Origin of the sequence: Hyphomicrobium sp. 99 (assembly GCF_000384335.2) — a bacterium.
Lineage (GTDB): Bacteria > Pseudomonadota > Alphaproteobacteria > Rhizobiales > Hyphomicrobiaceae > Hyphomicrobium_B.
The window spans coordinates 1,903,722-1,922,174 of record NZ_KQ031382.1; the positions used below are offsets into that span (position 1 = coordinate 1,903,722).

At 60.3% G+C, this 18,453-nt stretch carries 14 protein-coding genes and 1 tRNA gene; all 15 read left to right on the forward strand.

The features are described from left to right. Positions 1–59: 59 nt before the first annotated feature. The 15 genes from G359_RS09110 (at position 60) to rpsJ (ending at position 18,427) form a co-directional block, all read left to right on the forward strand. Positions 60–431, forward strand: coding sequence for a YbjQ family protein (locus G359_RS09110; RefSeq protein WP_045837839.1), 372 nt, complete (start codon positions 60–62; stop codon positions 429–431). A 255-nt stretch (positions 432–686) separates the two neighbouring features. Beyond that, positions 687–762 (forward strand) — tRNA-Trp (locus tag G359_RS09115). 91 nt (positions 763–853) lie between these two features. Then, a complete protein-coding gene (secE, locus tag G359_RS09120; protein WP_045837840.1) occupies positions 854–1,051 on the forward strand; it encodes a preprotein translocase subunit SecE in 198 nt (65 codons plus the stop codon). 50 nt (positions 1,052–1,101) lie between these two features. After that, a complete protein-coding gene (nusG, locus tag G359_RS09125; RefSeq protein WP_045835866.1) occupies positions 1,102–1,677 on the forward strand; it encodes a transcription termination/antitermination protein NusG in 576 nt (191 codons plus the stop codon). 186 nt (positions 1,678–1,863) lie between these two features. Next, positions 1,864–2,310, forward strand: coding sequence for a 50S ribosomal protein L11 (gene rplK, locus G359_RS09130; RefSeq protein ID WP_045835867.1), 447 nt, complete (start codon positions 1,864–1,866; stop codon positions 2,308–2,310). Positions 2,311–2,314: 4 nt separating this feature from the next. Continuing rightward, positions 2,315–3,064: a 50S ribosomal protein L1 gene (gene rplA, locus G359_RS09135; protein WP_045835868.1), complete on the forward strand. Its 750-nt coding sequence runs from the start codon at positions 2,315–2,317 to the stop codon at positions 3,062–3,064. Positions 3,065–3,393: 329 nt separating this feature from the next. Next, on the forward strand, positions 3,394–3,915 hold the full coding sequence (gene rplJ, locus G359_RS09140; RefSeq protein WP_045835869.1) for a 50S ribosomal protein L10: 522 nt from the start codon (positions 3,394–3,396) through the stop codon (positions 3,913–3,915). Between the two features lie 108 nt (positions 3,916–4,023). Then, positions 4,024–4,398 carry a 50S ribosomal protein L7/L12 gene (gene rplL / locus G359_RS09145; RefSeq protein ID WP_045835870.1) on the forward strand — a complete coding sequence of 125 codons (375 nt, stop codon included), beginning with the start codon at positions 4,024–4,026 and terminating at the stop codon, positions 4,396–4,398. A 280-nt stretch (positions 4,399–4,678) separates the two neighbouring features. Beyond that, positions 4,679–8,839, forward strand: coding sequence for a DNA-directed RNA polymerase subunit beta (rpoB, locus tag G359_RS09150; RefSeq protein WP_045835871.1), 4,161 nt, complete (start codon positions 4,679–4,681; stop codon positions 8,837–8,839). 108 nt (positions 8,840–8,947) lie between these two features. Further along, the gene (gene rpoC / locus G359_RS09155; RefSeq protein ID WP_045835872.1) at positions 8,948–13,168 is read left to right on the forward strand and encodes a DNA-directed RNA polymerase subunit beta'; all 4,221 of its coding nucleotides are present in this window, start codon (positions 8,948–8,950) and stop codon (positions 13,166–13,168) included. A gap of 500 nt (positions 13,169–13,668) precedes the next feature. After that, on the forward strand, positions 13,669–14,040 hold the full coding sequence (rpsL, locus tag G359_RS09160) for a 30S ribosomal protein S12 (RefSeq protein ID WP_045835873.1): 372 nt from the start codon (positions 13,669–13,671) through the stop codon (positions 14,038–14,040). Positions 14,041–14,114: 74 nt separating this feature from the next. After that, entirely contained in the window at positions 14,115–14,585 is a 471-nt protein-coding gene (gene rpsG / locus G359_RS09165) for a 30S ribosomal protein S7 (protein WP_045835874.1), read from the forward strand. 41 nt (positions 14,586–14,626) lie between these two features. After that, a complete protein-coding gene (gene fusA, locus G359_RS09170; protein WP_045835875.1) occupies positions 14,627–16,717 on the forward strand; it encodes an elongation factor G in 2,091 nt (696 codons plus the stop codon). A gap of 117 nt (positions 16,718–16,834) precedes the next feature. Continuing rightward, positions 16,835–18,043 (forward strand): elongation factor Tu, encoded by a 1,209-nt coding sequence (tuf, locus tag G359_RS09175; RefSeq protein ID WP_045835876.1) that lies wholly within the window; start codon positions 16,835–16,837, stop codon positions 18,041–18,043. A gap of 75 nt (positions 18,044–18,118) precedes the next feature. Further along, a complete protein-coding gene (gene rpsJ / locus G359_RS09180; RefSeq protein ID WP_013215045.1) occupies positions 18,119–18,427 on the forward strand; it encodes a 30S ribosomal protein S10 in 309 nt (102 codons plus the stop codon). Positions 18,428–18,453: the final 26 nt, after the last annotated feature.

The following is an 18,453-nucleotide window of genomic DNA, read 5'->3' on the forward strand; positions in this document are numbered from 1 at the left end:
CCTGCGGCGAATCGGGAAGGGGCCGGCGCGATGCCGGCTGGGATGAAAAGGGGAGTGCCATGCTGGTCGTTACAACGAACGACATTCCAGGGTTTCGGGTTGTTCGCCATCTGGGACTGGTGCGCGGGCTGACGGTTCGGTCACGCAGCGTCGTCGGCAATATCGGCGCCGCGATCCAGATCTTCTTCGGCGGCAACATCTCCGTTTATACGCGGCTTGCCGAGCATACGCGCCAGGAAGCCTTCGATCTCCTCGTCGAGCACGCGCAAAGCATGGGCGCCAACGCCGTCATCGCGATGCGCTACGACGCCAACGAGATCGCCGCCGCGGTGACAGAGGTCTTGGCCTACGGCTCGGCCGTCATCATTGAGCCGGTGACGGACGGAAGCTCGGCCTCGACGGCACCGCCGGGACCCTGGTCGGGCCGCTGACCTCGAAAACGTCTGATCGCCGGCATTTGGACGCTTCATCCGAAACCGGATGAGGCGTTCATATCGCCGCGCCAAAGGTTGGCGGCCCACCTCCCAGGGGGAGGGAAGGGGCTGCCGAAGCTCTCCGATGCCATCTATCGCAGGTCGAATAAGAAAAAAGGCGCGAGCGGGGCTGACAAGCTCTCAAACATCGGTTAAGGGTGCACGCCCCGAAAGAGGCTGCTCGACGATCGGGTTTTCGCTCGTATCGGGTTTAGGGGTGTAGCTCAATTGGTAGAGCGTCGGTCTCCAAAACCGAAGGTCGGGGGTTCGAGACCCTCCGCCCCTGCCAGCCTCATGACGGTTTGATCTGCCGACCGACCCGGTAAGCATACCGAGGCCGGTGCGGCATGTTGTCGCTTATGCGCACGGAAAGCAGTTTGATGGCGAAGTTGAATCCCATAACCTTTATGAAGGAAGTTCGGCAGGAAGTCGCCAAGGTGACCTGGCCGACTTGGAAAGAGGTGTGGATCACGACTTTGATGGTGCTCATCATGGTCGCGCTCGCCTCTGTTTTCTTTTTGCTCGTTGATCAGGCGTTGAGCCATATAGTGCGTTTCGTCTTAGGGGTGGGCACCTGAAAATCGGCTCGAATACTCGATTTTACTGACGCGCCAGAGGGCCTTTGAGAATGGTTGTCGCGCAAGAACGCGAAGATAAAGCAACGGTTGCCGGTACGCGCTGGTACATCGTGCACGCATATACGAATTTCGAACGCAAGGTCGCTGACGCTATCCGCGAGCGGGCCAAGGCGGGCGGTCTCGATAATCTCTTCGAAGAGATCGTCGTGCCGACCGAGGAAGTCGTTGAAATCAAGCGCGGCCGGAAGATTCCGACCGAGCGGAAGTTTCTGCCGGGCTACGTCCTCGTCAAAATGAAGATGACCGACGCCGCGTTCGTCATGATCAAGAACACGCCCAAGGTCACGGGCTTCCTCGGCGCGGACAACAAGCCGATGCCGATCCCTGAAGCCGAGGCGATGCGCATCTTGAATCAGGTCAAGGAGGGTGTTGAGCGGCCGAAGCCGACGATCACCTTCGAGATCGGCGAGAACGTCAAGGTGGCTGACGGCCCGTTTGCCTCGTTCACCGGTATCGTCGAGGAGGTCGACGAGGAGCGTTCGCGCGTCAAGGTCGCGGTTTCGATCTTTGGGCGTCCGACGCCTGTCGAACTCGAATTCACGCAGGTTGAAAAGGTACCTGCCTGACGTCGCCGCTTCGGTGATGCAGGCATGAGCAAGTTCCGGCGCAGTGCCGCCGGAGACCGCATCGGGATTTGAATTCCGGAGCGGCGATGTGCGGGAGGGCAGGTCGTCCGAAATGGAGGCCGGTCCGTTTGACCGCTAACCCTGAGCCCGGTCATCCGGCGCGGGCTCTAACGCTGAAGGGGAACTATGGCGAAGAAAATAGACGGCTTTATCAATCTTCAAGTACCGGCTGGGGCGGCCAATCCGTCGCCTCCGATCGGTCCCGCGCTTGGTCAGCGCGGCGTCAATATCATGGAATTCTGCAAGTCCTTCAATGCGAAAACGAAGGACCTTGAGCAGGGTACACCGATTCCCGTGAAGATCACGGTCTACTCGGATCGTTCCTTCACGTTCGAGATGCGCCAGCCTCCGGCGACGTATCTCATCAAGAAGGCCGCTGGCCTTCGTCCCACGGGTAAGGGCGGTCAGGGCTCGAAAGAGCCGGGCCGTATCGTTGCCGGTCAGGTGACGATCGATCAGCTGAAAGAGATTGCCAAGGGCAAGCTCAAGGACATGAACACCGACGATCTCGACGCCGCCGCCCGCACGCTTGCGGGTAGTGCGCGTTCGATGGGTCTCAAGGTGGTGGAGTAGTCCAATGGCAAAAGCTCAAATCAGCGCTGAAAAGATCAAGGAAACGCGCGATGCCGGTGGCAAGCGCATGGAAGCCATCAAGCAGGGCATTTCGGCTGGCAAGGCTTACGGTGTCGACGAGGCTGTAAAGCTCATCAAGCAGCGCGCCAAGGCGAAGTTCGATGAGACGATCGAGGTTGCAGTCAACCTCGGCGTCGATCCCAAGCACGCCGACCAGATGGTGCGTGGCGTCTGCAACCTGCCGAACGGCTCGGGCCGTACGGCTCGCGTTGCTGTCTTCGCGCGTGGCGCCAAGGCTGAAGAGGCGAAGGCTGCGGGAGCTGACGTTGTCGGCGCCGAAGACCTCGTCGAAATCGTCTCGAAGGGCACGATCAACTTCGATCGCTGCATTGCGACGCCGGACATGATGGGCCTCGTCGGTCGTCTCGGTAAAGTGTTGGGCCCGCGCGGTCTGATGCCGAACCCGCGTGTCGGCACTGTGACGATGGACGTCACGGGCGCCGTCAAGGGTGCGAAGGGCGGCTCGGTTGAGTTCCGCGTCGAGAAGGCTGGCATCGTTCACGCTGGCGTCGGCAAGGCAAGCTTCACCGAGGAAGCGCTCGTCCAGAACATCAAGGCTTTCGTCGATGCGGTCATCAAGGCCAAGCCGACGGGCTCGAAGGGCACGTACCTGAAGAAGGTTTCGCTGTCCTCGACGATGGGTCCGGGCGTGAAGCTCGATACGGCGACCGTCGCATCGGGGCCAGTCGTCTAAGTTTTGAAGAATTCCGGGGCAACCCGGAAAACCCTGAACCGGGGCTTCGCGCTTCGGTTCAGCACTGTCCGAGATTGTGGGTGCGGTCCGGTTCGCCGGAAAGCCTAAGTCTCTCTCTCGAGAGAGCCTACATGAGACAGAAGTGGATCGGATTTGAGGCGAGAGCCTCCAGTTCGGTTTGAACCTTCTGGGTCAGCACCGTGCCGCTCACCACTCGCGGTCCACGGGAACGAGGACAGACTAGAGTCGCCCGATCCTAATTGGAGACGGCGGCAAAGGTGCAACCCGCGGGGCTTCGTAAATGAAGCTTCGCAGCAAGGAGACGAGACGTGGATAGAGCCGCGAAACGTGAGCTCATTGATCATCTCCACACAGAGCTGAAGAGCACTGGCGTGGTTGTGGTCGCCCACAACACCGGCATGGTGGCTGCTCAATCCGCAGAGTTCCGCAGGCGCGTCAAAGACGCTGGCGGCTCTGTGAAGGTAGCCAAGAACAAGCTGGCACAGCTCGCGCTCAAGGACACCGACGCCGAAAAGCTTTCAGATCTTTTGAAGGGGCCGACCGTTCTGGCCTTCTCGAAGGATCCGATCGCAGCGGCGAAGGCGACCGTCGCTTATGCCAAGGGTAACGACAAGCTCGTGATCCTCGGCGGCGCGATGGGCAAAACGATCCTTGACGCGAAAGGCGTGCAAGCTCTTGCCGATCTGCCGTCGCTTGATGAACTGCGCGCGAAGATCATCGGTCTCTTGAATGCTCCGGCGACGAAAATCGCCCGGACCGTCAAGGAGCCCGGTGCCAAGCTCGCACGCGTCATCCAGGCGAAGGCGTCGAAGGAAGAGGCAGCTGCCTAGCCGAAGACGAGTTGTGGGCTCTTTGAGTCCTCGAAAACCACATGCAGTACGGCCCAAAAGGGGGTGCTGCAATTCAACCTCTAGGTTCAAACCGTAAGGACACTATATATGTCTAAGATCGAAAAAATTGTTGATGACCTTTCGAGCCTGACCGTGCTCGAAGCCGCTGAGCTTGCCAAGGCTCTGGAAGAGAAGTGGGGCGTGTCGGCAGCAGCAGCTGTCGCAGTTGCCGCACCTGCAGCTGGCGCAGCCGCTGCACCGGCAGAAGAGCAGACGGAGTTCACCGTCATCCTGAAGTCTGGCGGCGACAAGAAGATCAACGTCATCAAGGAAGTTCGCGCCATCACGGGCCTCGGCCTGAAGGAAGCCAAAGACCTCGTCGAGGCCGGTGGCAAGACTGTGAAGGAAGGCGTCTCGAAGGACGAAGCCCAGAAGCTCAAGAAGCAGCTTGAGGATCAGGGCGCAGTCGTCGAAGTGAAGTAATCGATCTTCGGCACCGGCTGGGACCATCCTGGCCGGTGCCGATGCCTGCTTCCCACCCGGCCGTCGGGTGACACGTACATACCGCGCATTGCGGCCGGCTCCAGACGTGGAGCTTCAATGCGCAAACAAAACGGTTTTCCGGAGGGTCCGGGGTTCGCACGAGCCTCAAAACGGACCTTCCGGTGAACCGTTTCAAGAGGTCCCAGTTCTCCAGGGACCCTGAGCGCGTCGCATTTGGATCGCGGGTCTGCCCCGCAAACGAGAGCACGAAGGGACCGACATGGCTCAAACCCTCACCAGCCGTAAACGCCTCCGGAAGCAATTTGGACATCTCGGAGAAGTCGCGAAGATGCCGAACCTCATCGAGGTTCAGAAAGCATCTTATGATGACTTCCTGATGGTCAAAGAGCCGCCGGGCGGAAGGTCGGACGACTTCGGCCTTCAGTCGGTTTTCCGCAGCGTATTTCCGATCTCGGATTTCGCCGGAAAGTCGACGCTGGAATTCGTCAGCTACGAGTTCGAACCGCCGAAATTCGATACCGATGAGTGCATGCAGCGCGATATGACATACGCAGCGCCGCTCAAGGTCAAGCTGCGTTTGATCGTATTCGACGTGAACGAAGAGACGGGTTCGAAGTCGATCAAGGACGTCAAGGAGCAGGACGTCTACATGGGCGACATGCCCCTGATGACCTTGAACGGCACGTTCATCATCAACGGCACCGAGCGCGTTATCGTCTCGCAGATGCACCGCTCGCCGGGCGTTTTCTTCGACCACGATCGCGGCAAGACGCACTCGTCCGGCAAGCTGTTGTTCGCGGCTCGCATCATTCCCTATCGCGGTTCCTGGCTCGATTTCGAGTTCGACGCGAAGGACAACGTTTATGTTCGTATCGACCGTCGCCGCAAGTTGCCGGTGACGACGATGCTGTATGCGCTCGGCCTCGATGACGAGGAAATCCTGGCGCACTTCTACAGGCACATCCCGATCAAGGAATCGAAGCGCGGCTGGAAGATGCCGTTCCTGGCGGAGAAGTTCCGCGGCGTAACTCCGCAGTCGGATATCGCTGACGCCAAGACGGGTGAAGTCATTGCGCGCGCCACCGAGAAGATCACCGCGCGGCGTTCGCGCGAGATCGCCGAGAGCGGCGTCAAGGAAATCTTGATCTCCGCCGAGGATCTCGCCGGCCGCTTCATCGCCGAAGATATCGTCGATCTCGAGACCGGTAAGATCTTCGCAGAAGCCGGCGACGAGCTGGATGAAAACCTGCTGGCCGAGCTCAAGGAGCAGAAGGTCAAGGAATTCCACATCCTCGACATCGACTACGTCAACACCGGCGCGTTCATCCGCAACACGCTGAACATCGACAAGAACGCCAATCAGCAGGAAGCGCTGATGGACATCTACCGGGTCATGCGCCCGGGCGAGCCGCCGACCATCGAAGCCGCGACCGCGCTGTTCCAAGGCCTGTTCTTCGATCCCGAGCGTTTCGATCTCTCGGCCGTCGGCCGCGTGAAGATGAACATGCGTCTTGAACTCGATGCGCCCGATACGATGCGCGTGCTCCGCAAGGAAGACATCCTCGCGGTCGTGAAGACGCTTGTCGATCTGCGCGACGGCAAGGGCGAAATCGACGACATCGACCATCTCGGCAACCGCCGCGTACGTTCCGTCGGCGAGCTGATGGAAAACCAGTATCGCGTCGGCCTGCTGCGGATGGAGCGCGCCATCAAGGAGCGTATGTCGTCCGTCGATATCGACACGGTGATGCCGCAGGACTTGATCAACGCCAAGCCGGCAGCGGCTGCGGTGCGCGAGTTCTTCGGATCTTCGCAGCTCTCGCAGTTCATGGACCAGACGAACCCACTCTCCGAGATCACCCACAAGCGCCGTCTTTCGGCACTTGGACCGGGCGGTTTGACGCGTGAGCGCGCAGGCTTCGAAGTCCGCGACGTGCATCCGACGCACTATGGCCGTATCTGCCCGATTGAAACGCCGGAAGGTCCGAACATCGGTCTGATCAACTCGCTCGCGACGTTCGCGCGCGTAAACAAGTATGGCTTCATCGAGAGCCCGTATCGCAAGGTCGTCAACGGCCGCGTAACGGACGAGGTCGCGTATCTTTCAGCCATGGAAGAAATGCGTCACCACGTGGCGCAGGCGAACGCCGAGATCGATTCCAAAGGCAAGCTGACGGAAGATCTCGTCACGGTTCGCCACAACGGCGACGTGATGCTCGTCCCGACGGACAAGGTCGACTACATCGACGTGTCGCCCAAGCAGCTCGTATCGGTCGCGGCCGCGCTCATCCCGTTCCTCGAGAACGACGACGCCAACCGCGCTCTGATGGGCTCGAACATGCAGCGTCAGGCCGTTCCTCTGATCAAGGCGGAAGCGCCGTTGGTCGGAACCGGCATGGAAGAGCGTGTGGCGCAGGATTCGGGCGCCGCGATCGCGGCACGCCGGACGGGCATCGTTGATCAGGTCGATGCAACCCGTATCGTTATCCGCGCGACGGAAGAGCAGGATCCTTCGAAGCCGGGCGTCGACATCTATCGTCTTCGCAAGTTCCAGCGCTCGAACCAGAACACCTGTATCAACCAGCGTCCGCTGATCAACGTCGGCGACCACGTGAGGGCAGGCGACATCATCGCTGACGGTCCGTCGACCGAGCTCGGCGAGCTGGCGCTCGGCAAGAACGTGCTCGTCGCGTTCATGCCGTGGATGGGCTACAACTTCGAAGACTCGATTTTGATGAACGAACGCGTCGTCTCTGAGGACGTGTTCACCTCGATCCACATCGAGGAATTCGAAGTCATGGCGCGAGACACGAAGCTCGGGCCTGAGGAAATCACGCGTGATATTCCGAACGTTTCGGAAGAAGCGCTGAAGAACCTCGACGAAGCCGGCATCGTCTACATCGGCGCCGAAGTCCACCCGGGCGACATCCTCGTCGGCAAGATCACGCCGAAGGGCGAAAGCCCGATGACGCCGGAAGAGAAGCTGCTTCGCGCCATCTTCGGCGAGAAGGCGTCCGACGTGCGCGACACCTCGCTCCGTCTGCCGCCGGGCGTCTCCGGAACGATCGTCGAAGTCCGCGTCTTCAATCGTCACGGCGTCGAGAAAGACGAGCGTGCGATGGCGATCGAGCGTGAGGAGATCGAGCGTCTCGCGAAGGACCGCGACGACGAATTGCAGATCCTCGACCGTAACGTCTATGCGCGCCTCAAAGACGCGCTGATGGGCAAGGAAGTCGCCAAGGGTCCGAAGAACGCTCGCAAGGGCACGGTGATCGACACCGCGATCCTCGACGATATCCCCCGCAGCCAGTGGTGGGAAATCGGTCTCGCGAACGAGAAGGCACAGGCCGAAGTCGAGGCGATCCAGAAGCAGTACGAAGACGCCAAGAAGGGCTTGGGCCTTCGCTTTGCCGACAAGGTCGACAAGCTTCAGCGTGGTGACGAACTGCCGCCAGGCGTCATGAAGATGGTCAAGGTCTTCGTCGCCGTGAAGCGCAAGATCCAGCCGGGCGATAAGATGGCCGGCCGTCACGGCAACAAGGGCGTCGTGTCGATGATCGTCCCGTCGGAAGACATGCCGTTCCTCGAGGACGGCACGCCGGTCGACGTCGTTCTGAACCCGCTCGGCGTGCCTTCGCGCATGAACGTCGGACAGATTCTCGAAACGCATCTTGGCTGGGCGTGCCGTGGTCTCGGTCGCCTGATCGACGACGCTATCCACCAGTTCCACGAGAGTGGGCAGGCGAAGGCGTTGCGTGATCAGATGACGCGCGTTTACGGCGCGGACGAGATCAAGCCGTCGATGAAGGACGAAGAGCTTCTCGGCATCGCGGAAAACCTCAAGACGGGGGTTCCGATTGCAACGCCGGTGTTCGACGGCGCGCGCGAAAAAGACATCGTCGAGATGTTGCAGCTCGCGGGCTTCGATACCTCGGGCCAGTCGACGCTGTTCGACGGACGCACGGGCGAGCCTTTCGATCGTAAGGTCACGGTTGGCTACAAGTACGTCCTGAAGCTGCACCACCTTGTCGACGACAAGATCCACGCCCGTTCGATCGGTCCCTACTCGCTCGTCACCCAGCAGCCGCTGGGCGGTAAGGCGCAGTTCGGTGGCCAGCGCTTCGGCGAAATGGAAGTCTGGGCTCTCGAAGCTTACGGTGCTGCGTACACGCTGCAGGAAATGCTCACGGTCAAATCGGACGACGTCGCGGGCCGAACGAAGGTTTACGAGGCGATCGTCAGGGGTGACGACGCATTCGAGGCCGGCGTTCCGGAAAGCTTCAACGTGCTCGTCAAGGAAATGCGCGCTCTCGGCTTGAACGTCGAGCTCGTCAACAGCGAGGCGCCTCCGCTGATCGAAGCCGAAGTCGAGCCGGAAGAGGAAGCACCTCAGGCACAGCTGCCGCCGGCGGCCGAATAACGAACAACGAAGACGGCCTTCGCTCGGGATCGAGCGGAGGCCCTCACGACTCGACCACTAGATTCCACGGGCGCGGCCACCCCCGCCGAGCCCTCGAGGAGACAGCCGATGAACGAAATCACCAACATTTTTAAATCGCAGGCTCCGGTGCCGGTCTTCGACCAGATCCGGATCTCGATCGCTTCGCCCGAGGACATCCTGTCCTGGTCCTATGGTGAGATCAAAAAGCCGGAAACGATCAACTACCGCACGTTCAAGCCGGAGCGCGACGGTCTGTTCTGCGCCCGCATCTTCGGGCCGATCAAGGATTACGAATGCTTGTGCGGCAAGTACAAGCGCATGAAGTACAAGGGACTGATCTGCGAAAAGTGCGGCGTCGAGGTGACGCTCGCAAAGGTTCGGCGCGAGCGCATGGGCCACATCGAGCTCGCCGCTCCCGTTGCGCACATCTGGTTCCTGAAGTCGCTGCCCTCGCGCATCGGCCTGCTGATGGACATGGCGCTCAAGGATCTCGAGCGCGTTCTCTATTTCGAAAACTACATCGTCATCGAGCCGGGCACGACGCCGTTCGCCGAGCGCCAGCTTCTCACGGAAGAGCAGTACAACCAGGCGATCGATGAGTACGGCGCCGACACCTTCACCGCCGGCATCGGCGCGGAGGCGATCCGCGAGCTGTTGTCCGCGATGGACCTGCCGAAGATCGCAGCCCATCTCCGCCAGGAGATTGCCGAAGCGACGACGGAACTGAAGCCGAAGAAGCTCGGCAAGCGCCTGAAGGTCATCGAAGCCTTCATGGAAAGCGGCAACCGTCCGGAGTGGATGATCCTGACCCAGGTTCCGGTCATTCCGCCGGAATTGCGTCCGCTTGTTCCGCTCGATGGCGGCCGATTCGCGACGTCGGATCTCAACGATCTCTATCGCCGCGTCATCAACCGTAACAACCGTTTGAAGCGGTTGATGGAGCTGCGTGCGCCGGACATCATCATCCGCAACGAAAAGCGCATGCTGCAGGAAGCCGTCGACGCTCTGTTCGACAACGGCCGCCGCGGCCGCGTCATCACGGGCGCCAACAAGCGTCCGCTGAAGTCGCTCGCCGACATGCTGAAGGGCAAGCAGGGCCGCTTCCGTCAGAACTTGCTCGGCAAGCGCGTCGACTATTCGGGCCGTTCGGTCATCGTCGTCGGTCCGGAGCTGAAGCTCCACCAGTGCGGCCTGCCGAAGAAGATGGCGCTCGAACTCTTCAAGCCGTTCATCTACGCGCGTCTGCAGACGCTCGGTCAGGCAGCAACCGTCAAGCAGGCGAAGAAGCTCGTCGAAAAAGAGAAACCCGAGGTCTGGGACGTTCTCGATGAGGTCATTCGCGAGCATCCGGTGATGCTGAACCGCGCGCCGACGCTTCACCGCCTCGGCATTCAGGCGTTCGAACCACAACTGATCGAGGGTAAGGCCATCCAGCTTCACCCGCTGGTCTGCGCTGCCTTCAACGCCGACTTCGACGGCGACCAGATGGCCGTGCATGTTCCGCTGTCGCTCGAAGCGCAGCTGGAAGCGCGCGTCCTGATGATGTCGACGAACAACATTCTGCATCCGGCGAACGGCCAGCCGATCATCGTGCCGTCGCAGGACATCGTGTTGGGTCTCTACTACCTGTCGATGATGCGCGACGGCGAACCCGGCGAAGGCATGTTGCTCGGCTCGATCAACGAGGTGCTGCACGCCCTCGAATCGAAATCCGTCAGCTTGCACGCCAAGGTGAAGGGCCGCTTCACGTCGACCACGCCGGAAGGCGAAAAGCTGGTCGAAGTCCACGAGACGACGCCGGGCCGCATGTTGCTCGCAGAGCATCTGCCGAAGTCGGGCAACGTCAAGTTCGGACTCATCAACCAGCTTCTGACGAAGAAGAACATCTCCGGCATGATCGACGCCGTGTACCGTAACTGCGGTCAGAAGGAGACGGTGATCTTCTGCGACCGCATCATGGCGCTCGGCTTCCATCACGCTTTCAAGGCAGGCATCTCGTTCGGCAAGGACGACATGTTGATCCCGGAGACGAAGGAAAAGATCGTCGAAAAGACCAACGTCGAAGTCCGCGATTTCGAGCAGCAGTATCAGGACGGTCTGATCACGCAGCTCGAGAAGTACAACAAGGTCGTCGACGCCTGGTCGCGTTGCACCGACTTGATCGCGAAGGAAATGATGGACCGTATTTCGGCGGTTCATAAGGACCCGGTGACGGGCCGCGACAAGCCGATCAACTCGGTCTACATGATGAGCCACTCGGGTGCGCGCGGTTCGCCGGCGCAGATGAAGCAGCTCGCCGGTATGCGCGGCCTGATGACGAAACCTTCGGGCGAAATCATCGAGACGCCGATCATCTCGAACTTCAAGGAAGGCCTCTCCGTTCTCGAGTACTTCAACTCGACGCACGGCGCCCGTAAGGGTCTGGCCGACACCGCCTTGAAGACGGCGAACTCGGGCTACCTCACGCGTCGTCTCGTCGACGTCGCGCAGGATGCCATCATTTCCGAGATCGATTGCGGAACCGACGCCGGCATCAACGTGCAGGCAGTCGTCGACGCCGGTCAGGTTATCGTGTCGCTTGCGGCGCGCGTGCTTGGCCGTACGGCTCAGGAAGACATCAAGCATCCGGTGACGGGCGAAGTCATCGTCGCCAACGGCGAACTGATCGAGGAAAAGCAGGCCGAAGCCATCGGCAAGGCTGAGATCCAGGAAGTCCGCATCCGTTCGGTGCTGACGTGCGAAACGATCAACGGCGTGTGCGCCAAGTGCTACGGCCGCGACCTTGCTCGCGGTACGCCGGTCAACATCGGTGAAGCTGTCGGCGTCATCGCTGCACAGTCGATCGGTGAGCCCGGCACGCAGCTGACGATGCGTACGTTCCACATCGGCGGCACGGCGAACCTTGTCGACTCTTCGTTCATTGAGAGTAACTTCAACGGCACGGTGAAGCTGAAGAACCGCGCCATCGCGAAGGACTCGAAGGGCCAGAACGTCGCGATGACCCGGATCATGTCCGTCGTCATCGTCGATCAGTCGGGCAAGGAACTTGCGACCCATAAGATCAGCTATGGTTCGCGCATGTTCGTCGACGAGGGCGATACCGTGAAGCGCGGCACCAAGATCGCGCAGTGGGATCCCTACACCCGTCCGATCCTTTCGGAAGCCAACGGTACGGTCGATTTCGAAGACTTGATCGAAGGTGCATCCGTCCGCGAGCAAACGGACGAGATGAAGGGTACGTCGAACCGCGTCATCGTCGATTGGCGTACCTCGCCGCGGGGCAACGAGCTGAAGCCCGCAATCGTGATCAAGGACTCGAAAGGCAAGCCGATCAAGGTCGCGCGTGGCGGCGATGCCCGCTACCTGCTCTCGGTCGAGGCTGTTCTCTCGGTCGATCGCGGTGCGGAAGTGAAGGCGGGCGACGTTCTTGCTCGTATTCCGACGGCTTCGGCGAAGTCGGGCGACATCACCGGCGGTCTGCCGCGCGTCGCGGAACTCTTCGAAGCCCGGCGTCCGAAGGATCACGCGATCCTCGCGGAAGTCTCCGGCACGGTCGAGTTCGGCAAGGACTACAAGAACAAGCAGCGCATCACGATCAAGCCAGATGATGAGTCGCTGGAAGCGGTCGAATATCTGATCCCGCGTGGCAAGAGCCTTGCGGTTCAGCACGGCGATCGCGTCGAGCGTGGCGACTTCGTGTACGACGGCAATCCGGCGCCGCACGACATCTTGGCCATCAAGGGCGTCGAGGAACTCGCGAACTACCTGATCAACGAGATCCAGGACGTCTACCGTCTGCAGGGCGTGACGATCAACGATAAGCATATCGAAGTGATCGTTCGTCAGATGCTGCAGAAGGTCGAAGTCACGGATGCGGGCGAGACCGAGCTCATCAAGGGCGAGCAGCTCGACCGTATCGAGTACGACGAAGTCAACGCTGCGGCTCAGAAGGCAGGCAAGCGTGCGGCGACGGCGACCCCGGTTCTGCTCGGCATCACCAAGGCGTCGCTCCAGACCCGTTCGTTCATCTCCGCTGCGTCGTTCCAGGAAACCACGCGCGTGCTCACCGACGCCGCCGTCAACGGCAAGTCGGATACGCTCGACGGTCTCAAGGAAAACGTCATCGTCGGCCGTCTCATCCCGGCTGGTACGGGCGGCATGCTGCGTCAGCTCCGCAAGGTTGCTGTCCAGCGTGACGATCTGATCGCCAAGGAGAAGGCCAAGACGAGCAACCTGCCGTCGCCTGACGCGGGAGCCGGCCCTGCCGCTCGCCGCCGCCGGCGCCCGGCTGAGGAGGCTGCCGAGTAAATCCTTCACGCTTCGAAAAAACGAGAATAACCAAGACGGCCGCTTCAACCATGAAGCGGCCGTTTTGCTGCTTCATTTCGCAGTGCGGCGTCGAATCTGATTCTTGGGGAAATCTCGCCGATCGCGATTCCCGCGCCGTTAAAACGCGCTTAGCCTTCGCCCCGACAACGGGTCGCAGGTCAACTTTGCCCCGCAGCAGCGCATTCTGCGAAAATAATTTCGCAACCTCTTCGACGGGCTGTTGACCAATATGGCGGGTGTGTATATAGCTCCGCCCACTCTCACGGGTTGGTGGTAGGTCACTCGGCGCTTTTAGCGCCAATTTTGGACCTAAACGCTCCCGTCAATAAAGCAGAGCACATCGACGGGCCATGATCTGTCACCCTCCGGGCGGCACGATCCTCTGGTTTTTTCCTTGCTAGGGGCGGACTTCGCGCACCTGGCAGGTTTGCTTGGCGCATTTCCGGTTCGGGGATGTGTCGCGAAGTAGGATTGGGCGAATGCCGACGATACAACAGTTGATCCGGAAGCCCCGGGTAAAGCCAGTCTACCGCGAGAAATCGCGCCACATGGAAGCTTGCCCGCAGAAGCGTGGCGTCTGCACGCGCGTCTATACGACGACGCCGAAGAAGCCGAACTCCGCTTTGCGTAAGGTCGCCAAGATCCGGCTGACCAATGGCTTTGAAGTTATCGGCTACATCCCGGGCGAGGGTCACAACCTTCAGGAACACTCCGTGGTCCTGATCCGTGGCGGCCGCGTCAAGGACTTGCCGGGCGTTCGTTACCACATCATTCGTGGCGTGCTCGATACGCAGGGCGTCTCTGCCCGCCGTCAGCGTCGCTCGAAGTACGGTGCAAAGCGGCCGAAGTAAGTATCGGTCTCGTCTGGGCCGGATGATCTGGCCTGTAAGATTTAAAAAGAATTCGAAGCGAAGGGTCAGACAGGATGTCTCGTCGTCACGCGGCGCAAAAGCGGGAAGTGATCCCCGATCCGAAGTTCAACGATGTTGTTGTCACCAAGTTCATGAATGCGGTGATGGAGCATGGTAAGAAGTCGGTTGCCGAGCGCATGGTTTACGGTGCTTTCGATAAGATGGAGCAGCGGGGCAAGGCAAACCCGATCGACCTCTTCCGTCAGGCGCTCGACAACGTCATGCCGTCGGTAGAAGTTCGTTCGCGCCGCGTTGGTGGTGCGACGTACCAGGTGCCGGTCGAAGTTCGCAACGAGCGCCGTCAGGCACTCGCCATTCGCTGGTTGATCTCCGCCGCTCGTGCGCGGAATGAATCGACGCTGATTGATAAGCTCTCGGGCGAATTGCTCGACGCCGCGAACAACCGCGGTACGGCCGTTAAGAAGCGCGAAGACACGCATAAGATGGCGGAAGCCAACCGCGCCTTCTCGCACTACCGCTGGTAGGACTGGCGCACTAAGGTAATTACAAGGATTTCGAGGCAGATATGGCCCGGCAATACGCAATTGAGGACTACCGCAATTTCGGCATCATGGCCCACATTGATGCCGGGAAAACTACGACTACCGAGCGCGTCCTCTATTTCACCGGTAAGTCCTATAAAATCGGCGAAGTCCATGACGGCGCCGCGACGATGGACTTTATGGATCAGGAAGCCGAGCGCGGCATCACGATCACGTCTGCCGCGACGACCTGCTTCTGGCCCGGCCGCGACGGCAGAAAGCGCCGTCTGAACATCATCGACACCCCAGGCCACGTCGACTTCACGATCGAAGTCGAGCGTTCGCTTCGCGTGCTCGACGGCGCCGTGTGTGTTCTCGACTCCAACCAGGGCGTCGAGCCGCAGACGGAAACCGTCTGGCGTCAGGGCGACAAGTACAACGTTCCGCGCATTATCTTCTCCAACAAGATGGATAAGACCGGCGCAGACTTCTACATGTGCCTCGCAGACATCAAGGATAAGCTTGGTGCCCGCGCTGTGCCGCTGCAGATTCCGATCGGTGCCGAATCCGACTTCCGTGGCGTCGTCGACCTTATCCGTATGGTCGCGATCACCTGGGACGGTGATGGCAAAGAAGCCAAGATGACCGAGGGGCCGATCCCGGCCGATCTCGCCGACAAGGCTGCCGAATACCGCGCTGCGCTGATCGAAGCCGCCGTCGAAATGGATGACGCGGCGATGGAAGCTTACCTCGAAGGCAAGGAGCCCGATGAGGACACGCTTCGCAAGCTGATCCGTAAGGCGACCGTTACGCGCGCTTTCTATCCGATGATGTGCGGCTCGGCTTTCAAGAACAAGGGCGTGCAGCCGTTGCTCGACGCCGTCGTCGACTTCCTGCCTTCGCCGCTCGATCGCGAAGCTTATACCGGCATCGATCCGAAGACGGACGCAGAGATTCTCCGCAAGCCGTCAGACAGCGAGCCGCTGTCGATGATCGCCTTCAAGATCATGAGCTTCGAGCACGTCGGCTCGATCACGTTCTGCCGCATCTACTCGGGCAAGCTCGAGCAGGGCATGGCGCTTGCGAACACGACGCGCGACAAGAAAGAGCGCGCCGGCCGCATGTACCTCATGCACGCTGCTGACCGCGAAGAAATCAAGGAAGCCTTCGCTGGCGACATCGTCGCTCTGCAGGGCCTCAAGGATACCCGCACGGGCGAAACGCTCTGCGATCCCTCGAAGCCGGTCATTCTCGAGAAGATGGAGTTCCCGAACCCCGTCATCGAAATGAAGGTCGAGCCGAAGACGAAGGCCGATCAGGAAAAGATGGCGATCGCGCTGCATACGCTCGCTCTCGAAGATCCCTCTTTCCGCGTTTCGGTCGATCCGGAATCGGGCGAGACGATTCTGAAGGGCATGGGCGAGCTTCATCTCGACATTAAGGTCGACATCCTGAAGCGCACCTACGGCGTCGAAGCCAACACGGGCGCTCCGCAGGTTGCGTATCGTGAGACGCTCGCACGCGCTGCCGATATCGACTACACGCATAAGAAGCAGACGGGCGGTACGGGTCAGTTCGCGCGCGTCAAGCTGAAGCTCGAGCCGAATGAAACGGGCAAGGGCAACGAGTTCACGACGACGATCGTCGGCGGCTCGATCCCGAAGGAATACATCCCGGGCGTCGAAAAGGGCGTGAACTCGGTTTGGGACAGCGGCATGCTCATCGGCTTCCCGATGGTCGACATGAAGGTCAACCTTTATGACGGCGCCTTCCACGAAGTGGACTCGTCGGCGATCGCCTTCGAAATCGCCACCCGTGCGGCCATGAAGGAAGGCTGCGAGAAGGCCGGCGTTAAGCTGCTCGAGCCGATCATGGACGTTGAAGTCGTCTCGCCGCAGGAATTCGTCGGCGGCGTCATCGGCGACATCAACTCCCGGCGCGGTCAGATCCGGAACCAGGAGATGCGTGGCAACGCCGTTGTCATTCGTGCCTACGTGCCGCTCGCAAACATGTTCGGCTACATCAACACACTGCGCTCGATGTCGACAGGCCGCGCGCAGTACACGATGCAGTTCGCGCACTATGCGGACGTTCCGCGCAACGTGGCGGATGAGGTCAAGGCCAAGTACGCCTGATAAAGAAGTTGGGCTTGGCCGGCGAGAGTAACCCGCCATCGAGCTCGAAGAAACGAAGCCTGAATGCCCGGATCGGAAGATTGCGGGACCTGATAGTAGGACTAAGGAGAGCCAACGATGGCGAAGGCAAAATTCGAGCGGACCAAGCCGCATTGCAACGTCGGTACGATCGGACACGTCGACCACGGCAAGACCACGCTGACCGCAGCCTTGACGAAGGTTTCAGCCGACCGCGGCTGGACGTCAACCTCGATCGCGTATGACGAAGTTGCGAAGGCTTCCGAGAGCCAGGGTCGCCGCGACCCGACGAAGATTTTGACGATCGCCACGTCGCACGTCGAATACGCGACGCCGAACCGTCACTATGCACACGTCGACTGCCCCGGCCACGCCGACTACGTCAAGAACATGATCACTGGTGCTGCCCAGATGGACGGCGCGATCCTCGTTGTGTCCGCTGTCGACGGCCCGATGCCCCAGACGCGTGAGCACATCCTTCTCGCTCGCCAGGTCGGCGTGCCGAAGATCGTCGTCTTCCTGAACAAGTGCGATATCGTCGAAGACGAAGAACTCCTTGATCTCGTTGAGATGGAAGTTCGCGAACTTCTCTCGAAGTACAACTTCCCGGGCGACGACACCCCGGTCATCCGCGGTGCAGCCGTCAAGGCCCTCAACGGTGAGAAGGGCCCGCTCGCCGACGAAGCCATCATCAAGCTTTACGAAGCGATGGACAGCTTCATCCCGATCCCGGAGCGTCCGAAGGATCAGCCGTTCCTGATGCCGATCGAAGACGTGTTCTCGATCTCGGGGCGCGGCACAGTAGTCACCGGCCGTATCGAACGTGGCGTCATCAAGGTCGGCGAAGAAGTCGAGATCGTTGGTCTCCGCGACACGCAGAAGTCGGTCGTCACCGGCGTCGAAATGTTCCGCAAGCTGCTCGACTCGGGTGAAGCTGGCGATAACGTCGGCTGCCTCCTGCGCGGCATCGACAAGGAATCGGTCGAGCGTGGCCAGGTTCTCTGCAAGCCGGGCTCTGTTAAGCCGCACAAGAAGTTCACCGCCGAAGCCTACATCCTGAACAAGGAAGAAGGTGGACGCCACACGCCGTTCTTCACGAACTATCGTCCGCAGTTCTACTTCCGCACGACCGACGTCACGGGCACCGTTAAGCTCGCCGAAGGCACGGAAATGGTTATGCCGGGCGACAACGTCTCGGTCACCGTCGAACTCGTCCAGCCGATCGCAATGGAAGAGAAGGTCCGCTTCGCCATTCGCGAAGGTGGCCGTACGGTCGGCGCCGGCGTGGTAACGAAGATCCTCGAGTAGCAGGCATTTCAGGGGAAGCGTCCCTCAACTTCGCTTCCCCCAATCTTTTTCTGCGAGAAGTGAAAGCAAAAAGCCATGCACGGCCAAAACATCCGCATTCGGCTCAAAGCCTTCGATCATCGAATACTCGATGCGTCGACCCGCGAGATCGTGAATACGGCGAAGCGCACTGGTGCTGAGGTTCGCGGTCCCATTCCGCTGCCGACGCGCATTGAGCGCTTCACGGTGAACCGTTCGCCGCACATCGACAAGAAGAGCCGCGAGCAGTTCGAAATGCGGACCCACAAGCGTTTGCTCGACATTGTCGATCCCACGCCGCAGACGGTCGATGCCCTGATGAAGCTCGATCTCGCAGCCGGTGTCGACGTCGAGATCAAACTCTAAAACCAGAACTTACGGGCCCTCTGGCG

Excerpts from the sequence above, each read along its gene's own strand:
- secE (WP_045837840.1), top strand. The coding sequence starts at position 854 with ATGGCGAAGTTGAATCCCATAACCTTTATGAAGGAAGTTCGGCAGGAA.
- rpoC (WP_045835872.1), top strand. The coding sequence starts at position 8,948 with ATGAACGAAATCACCAACATTTTTAAATCGCAGGCTCCGGTGCCGGTC.
- tuf (WP_045835876.1), top strand. The coding sequence starts at position 16,835 with ATGGCGAAGGCAAAATTCGAGCGGACCAAGCCGCATTGCAACGTCGGT.
- rpoB (WP_045835871.1), top strand. The coding sequence starts at position 4,679 with ATGGCTCAAACCCTCACCAGCCGTAAACGCCTCCGGAAGCAATTTGGA.
- rpsJ (WP_013215045.1), top strand. The coding sequence starts at position 18,119 with ATGCACGGCCAAAACATCCGCATTCGGCTCAAAGCCTTCGATCATCGA.
- rpsG (WP_045835874.1), top strand. The coding sequence starts at position 14,115 with ATGTCTCGTCGTCACGCGGCGCAAAAGCGGGAAGTGATCCCCGATCCG.
- nusG (WP_045835866.1), top strand. The coding sequence starts at position 1,102 with ATGGTTGTCGCGCAAGAACGCGAAGATAAAGCAACGGTTGCCGGTACG.
- G359_RS09110 (WP_045837839.1), top strand. The coding sequence starts at position 60 with ATGCTGGTCGTTACAACGAACGACATTCCAGGGTTTCGGGTTGTTCGC.
- rpsL (WP_045835873.1), top strand. The coding sequence starts at position 13,669 with ATGCCGACGATACAACAGTTGATCCGGAAGCCCCGGGTAAAGCCAGTC.
- rplL (WP_045835870.1), top strand. The coding sequence starts at position 4,024 with ATGTCTAAGATCGAAAAAATTGTTGATGACCTTTCGAGCCTGACCGTG.
- rplK (WP_045835867.1), top strand. The coding sequence starts at position 1,864 with ATGGCGAAGAAAATAGACGGCTTTATCAATCTTCAAGTACCGGCTGGG.
- fusA (WP_045835875.1), top strand. The coding sequence starts at position 14,627 with ATGGCCCGGCAATACGCAATTGAGGACTACCGCAATTTCGGCATCATG.
- rplA (WP_045835868.1), top strand. The coding sequence starts at position 2,315 with ATGGCAAAAGCTCAAATCAGCGCTGAAAAGATCAAGGAAACGCGCGAT.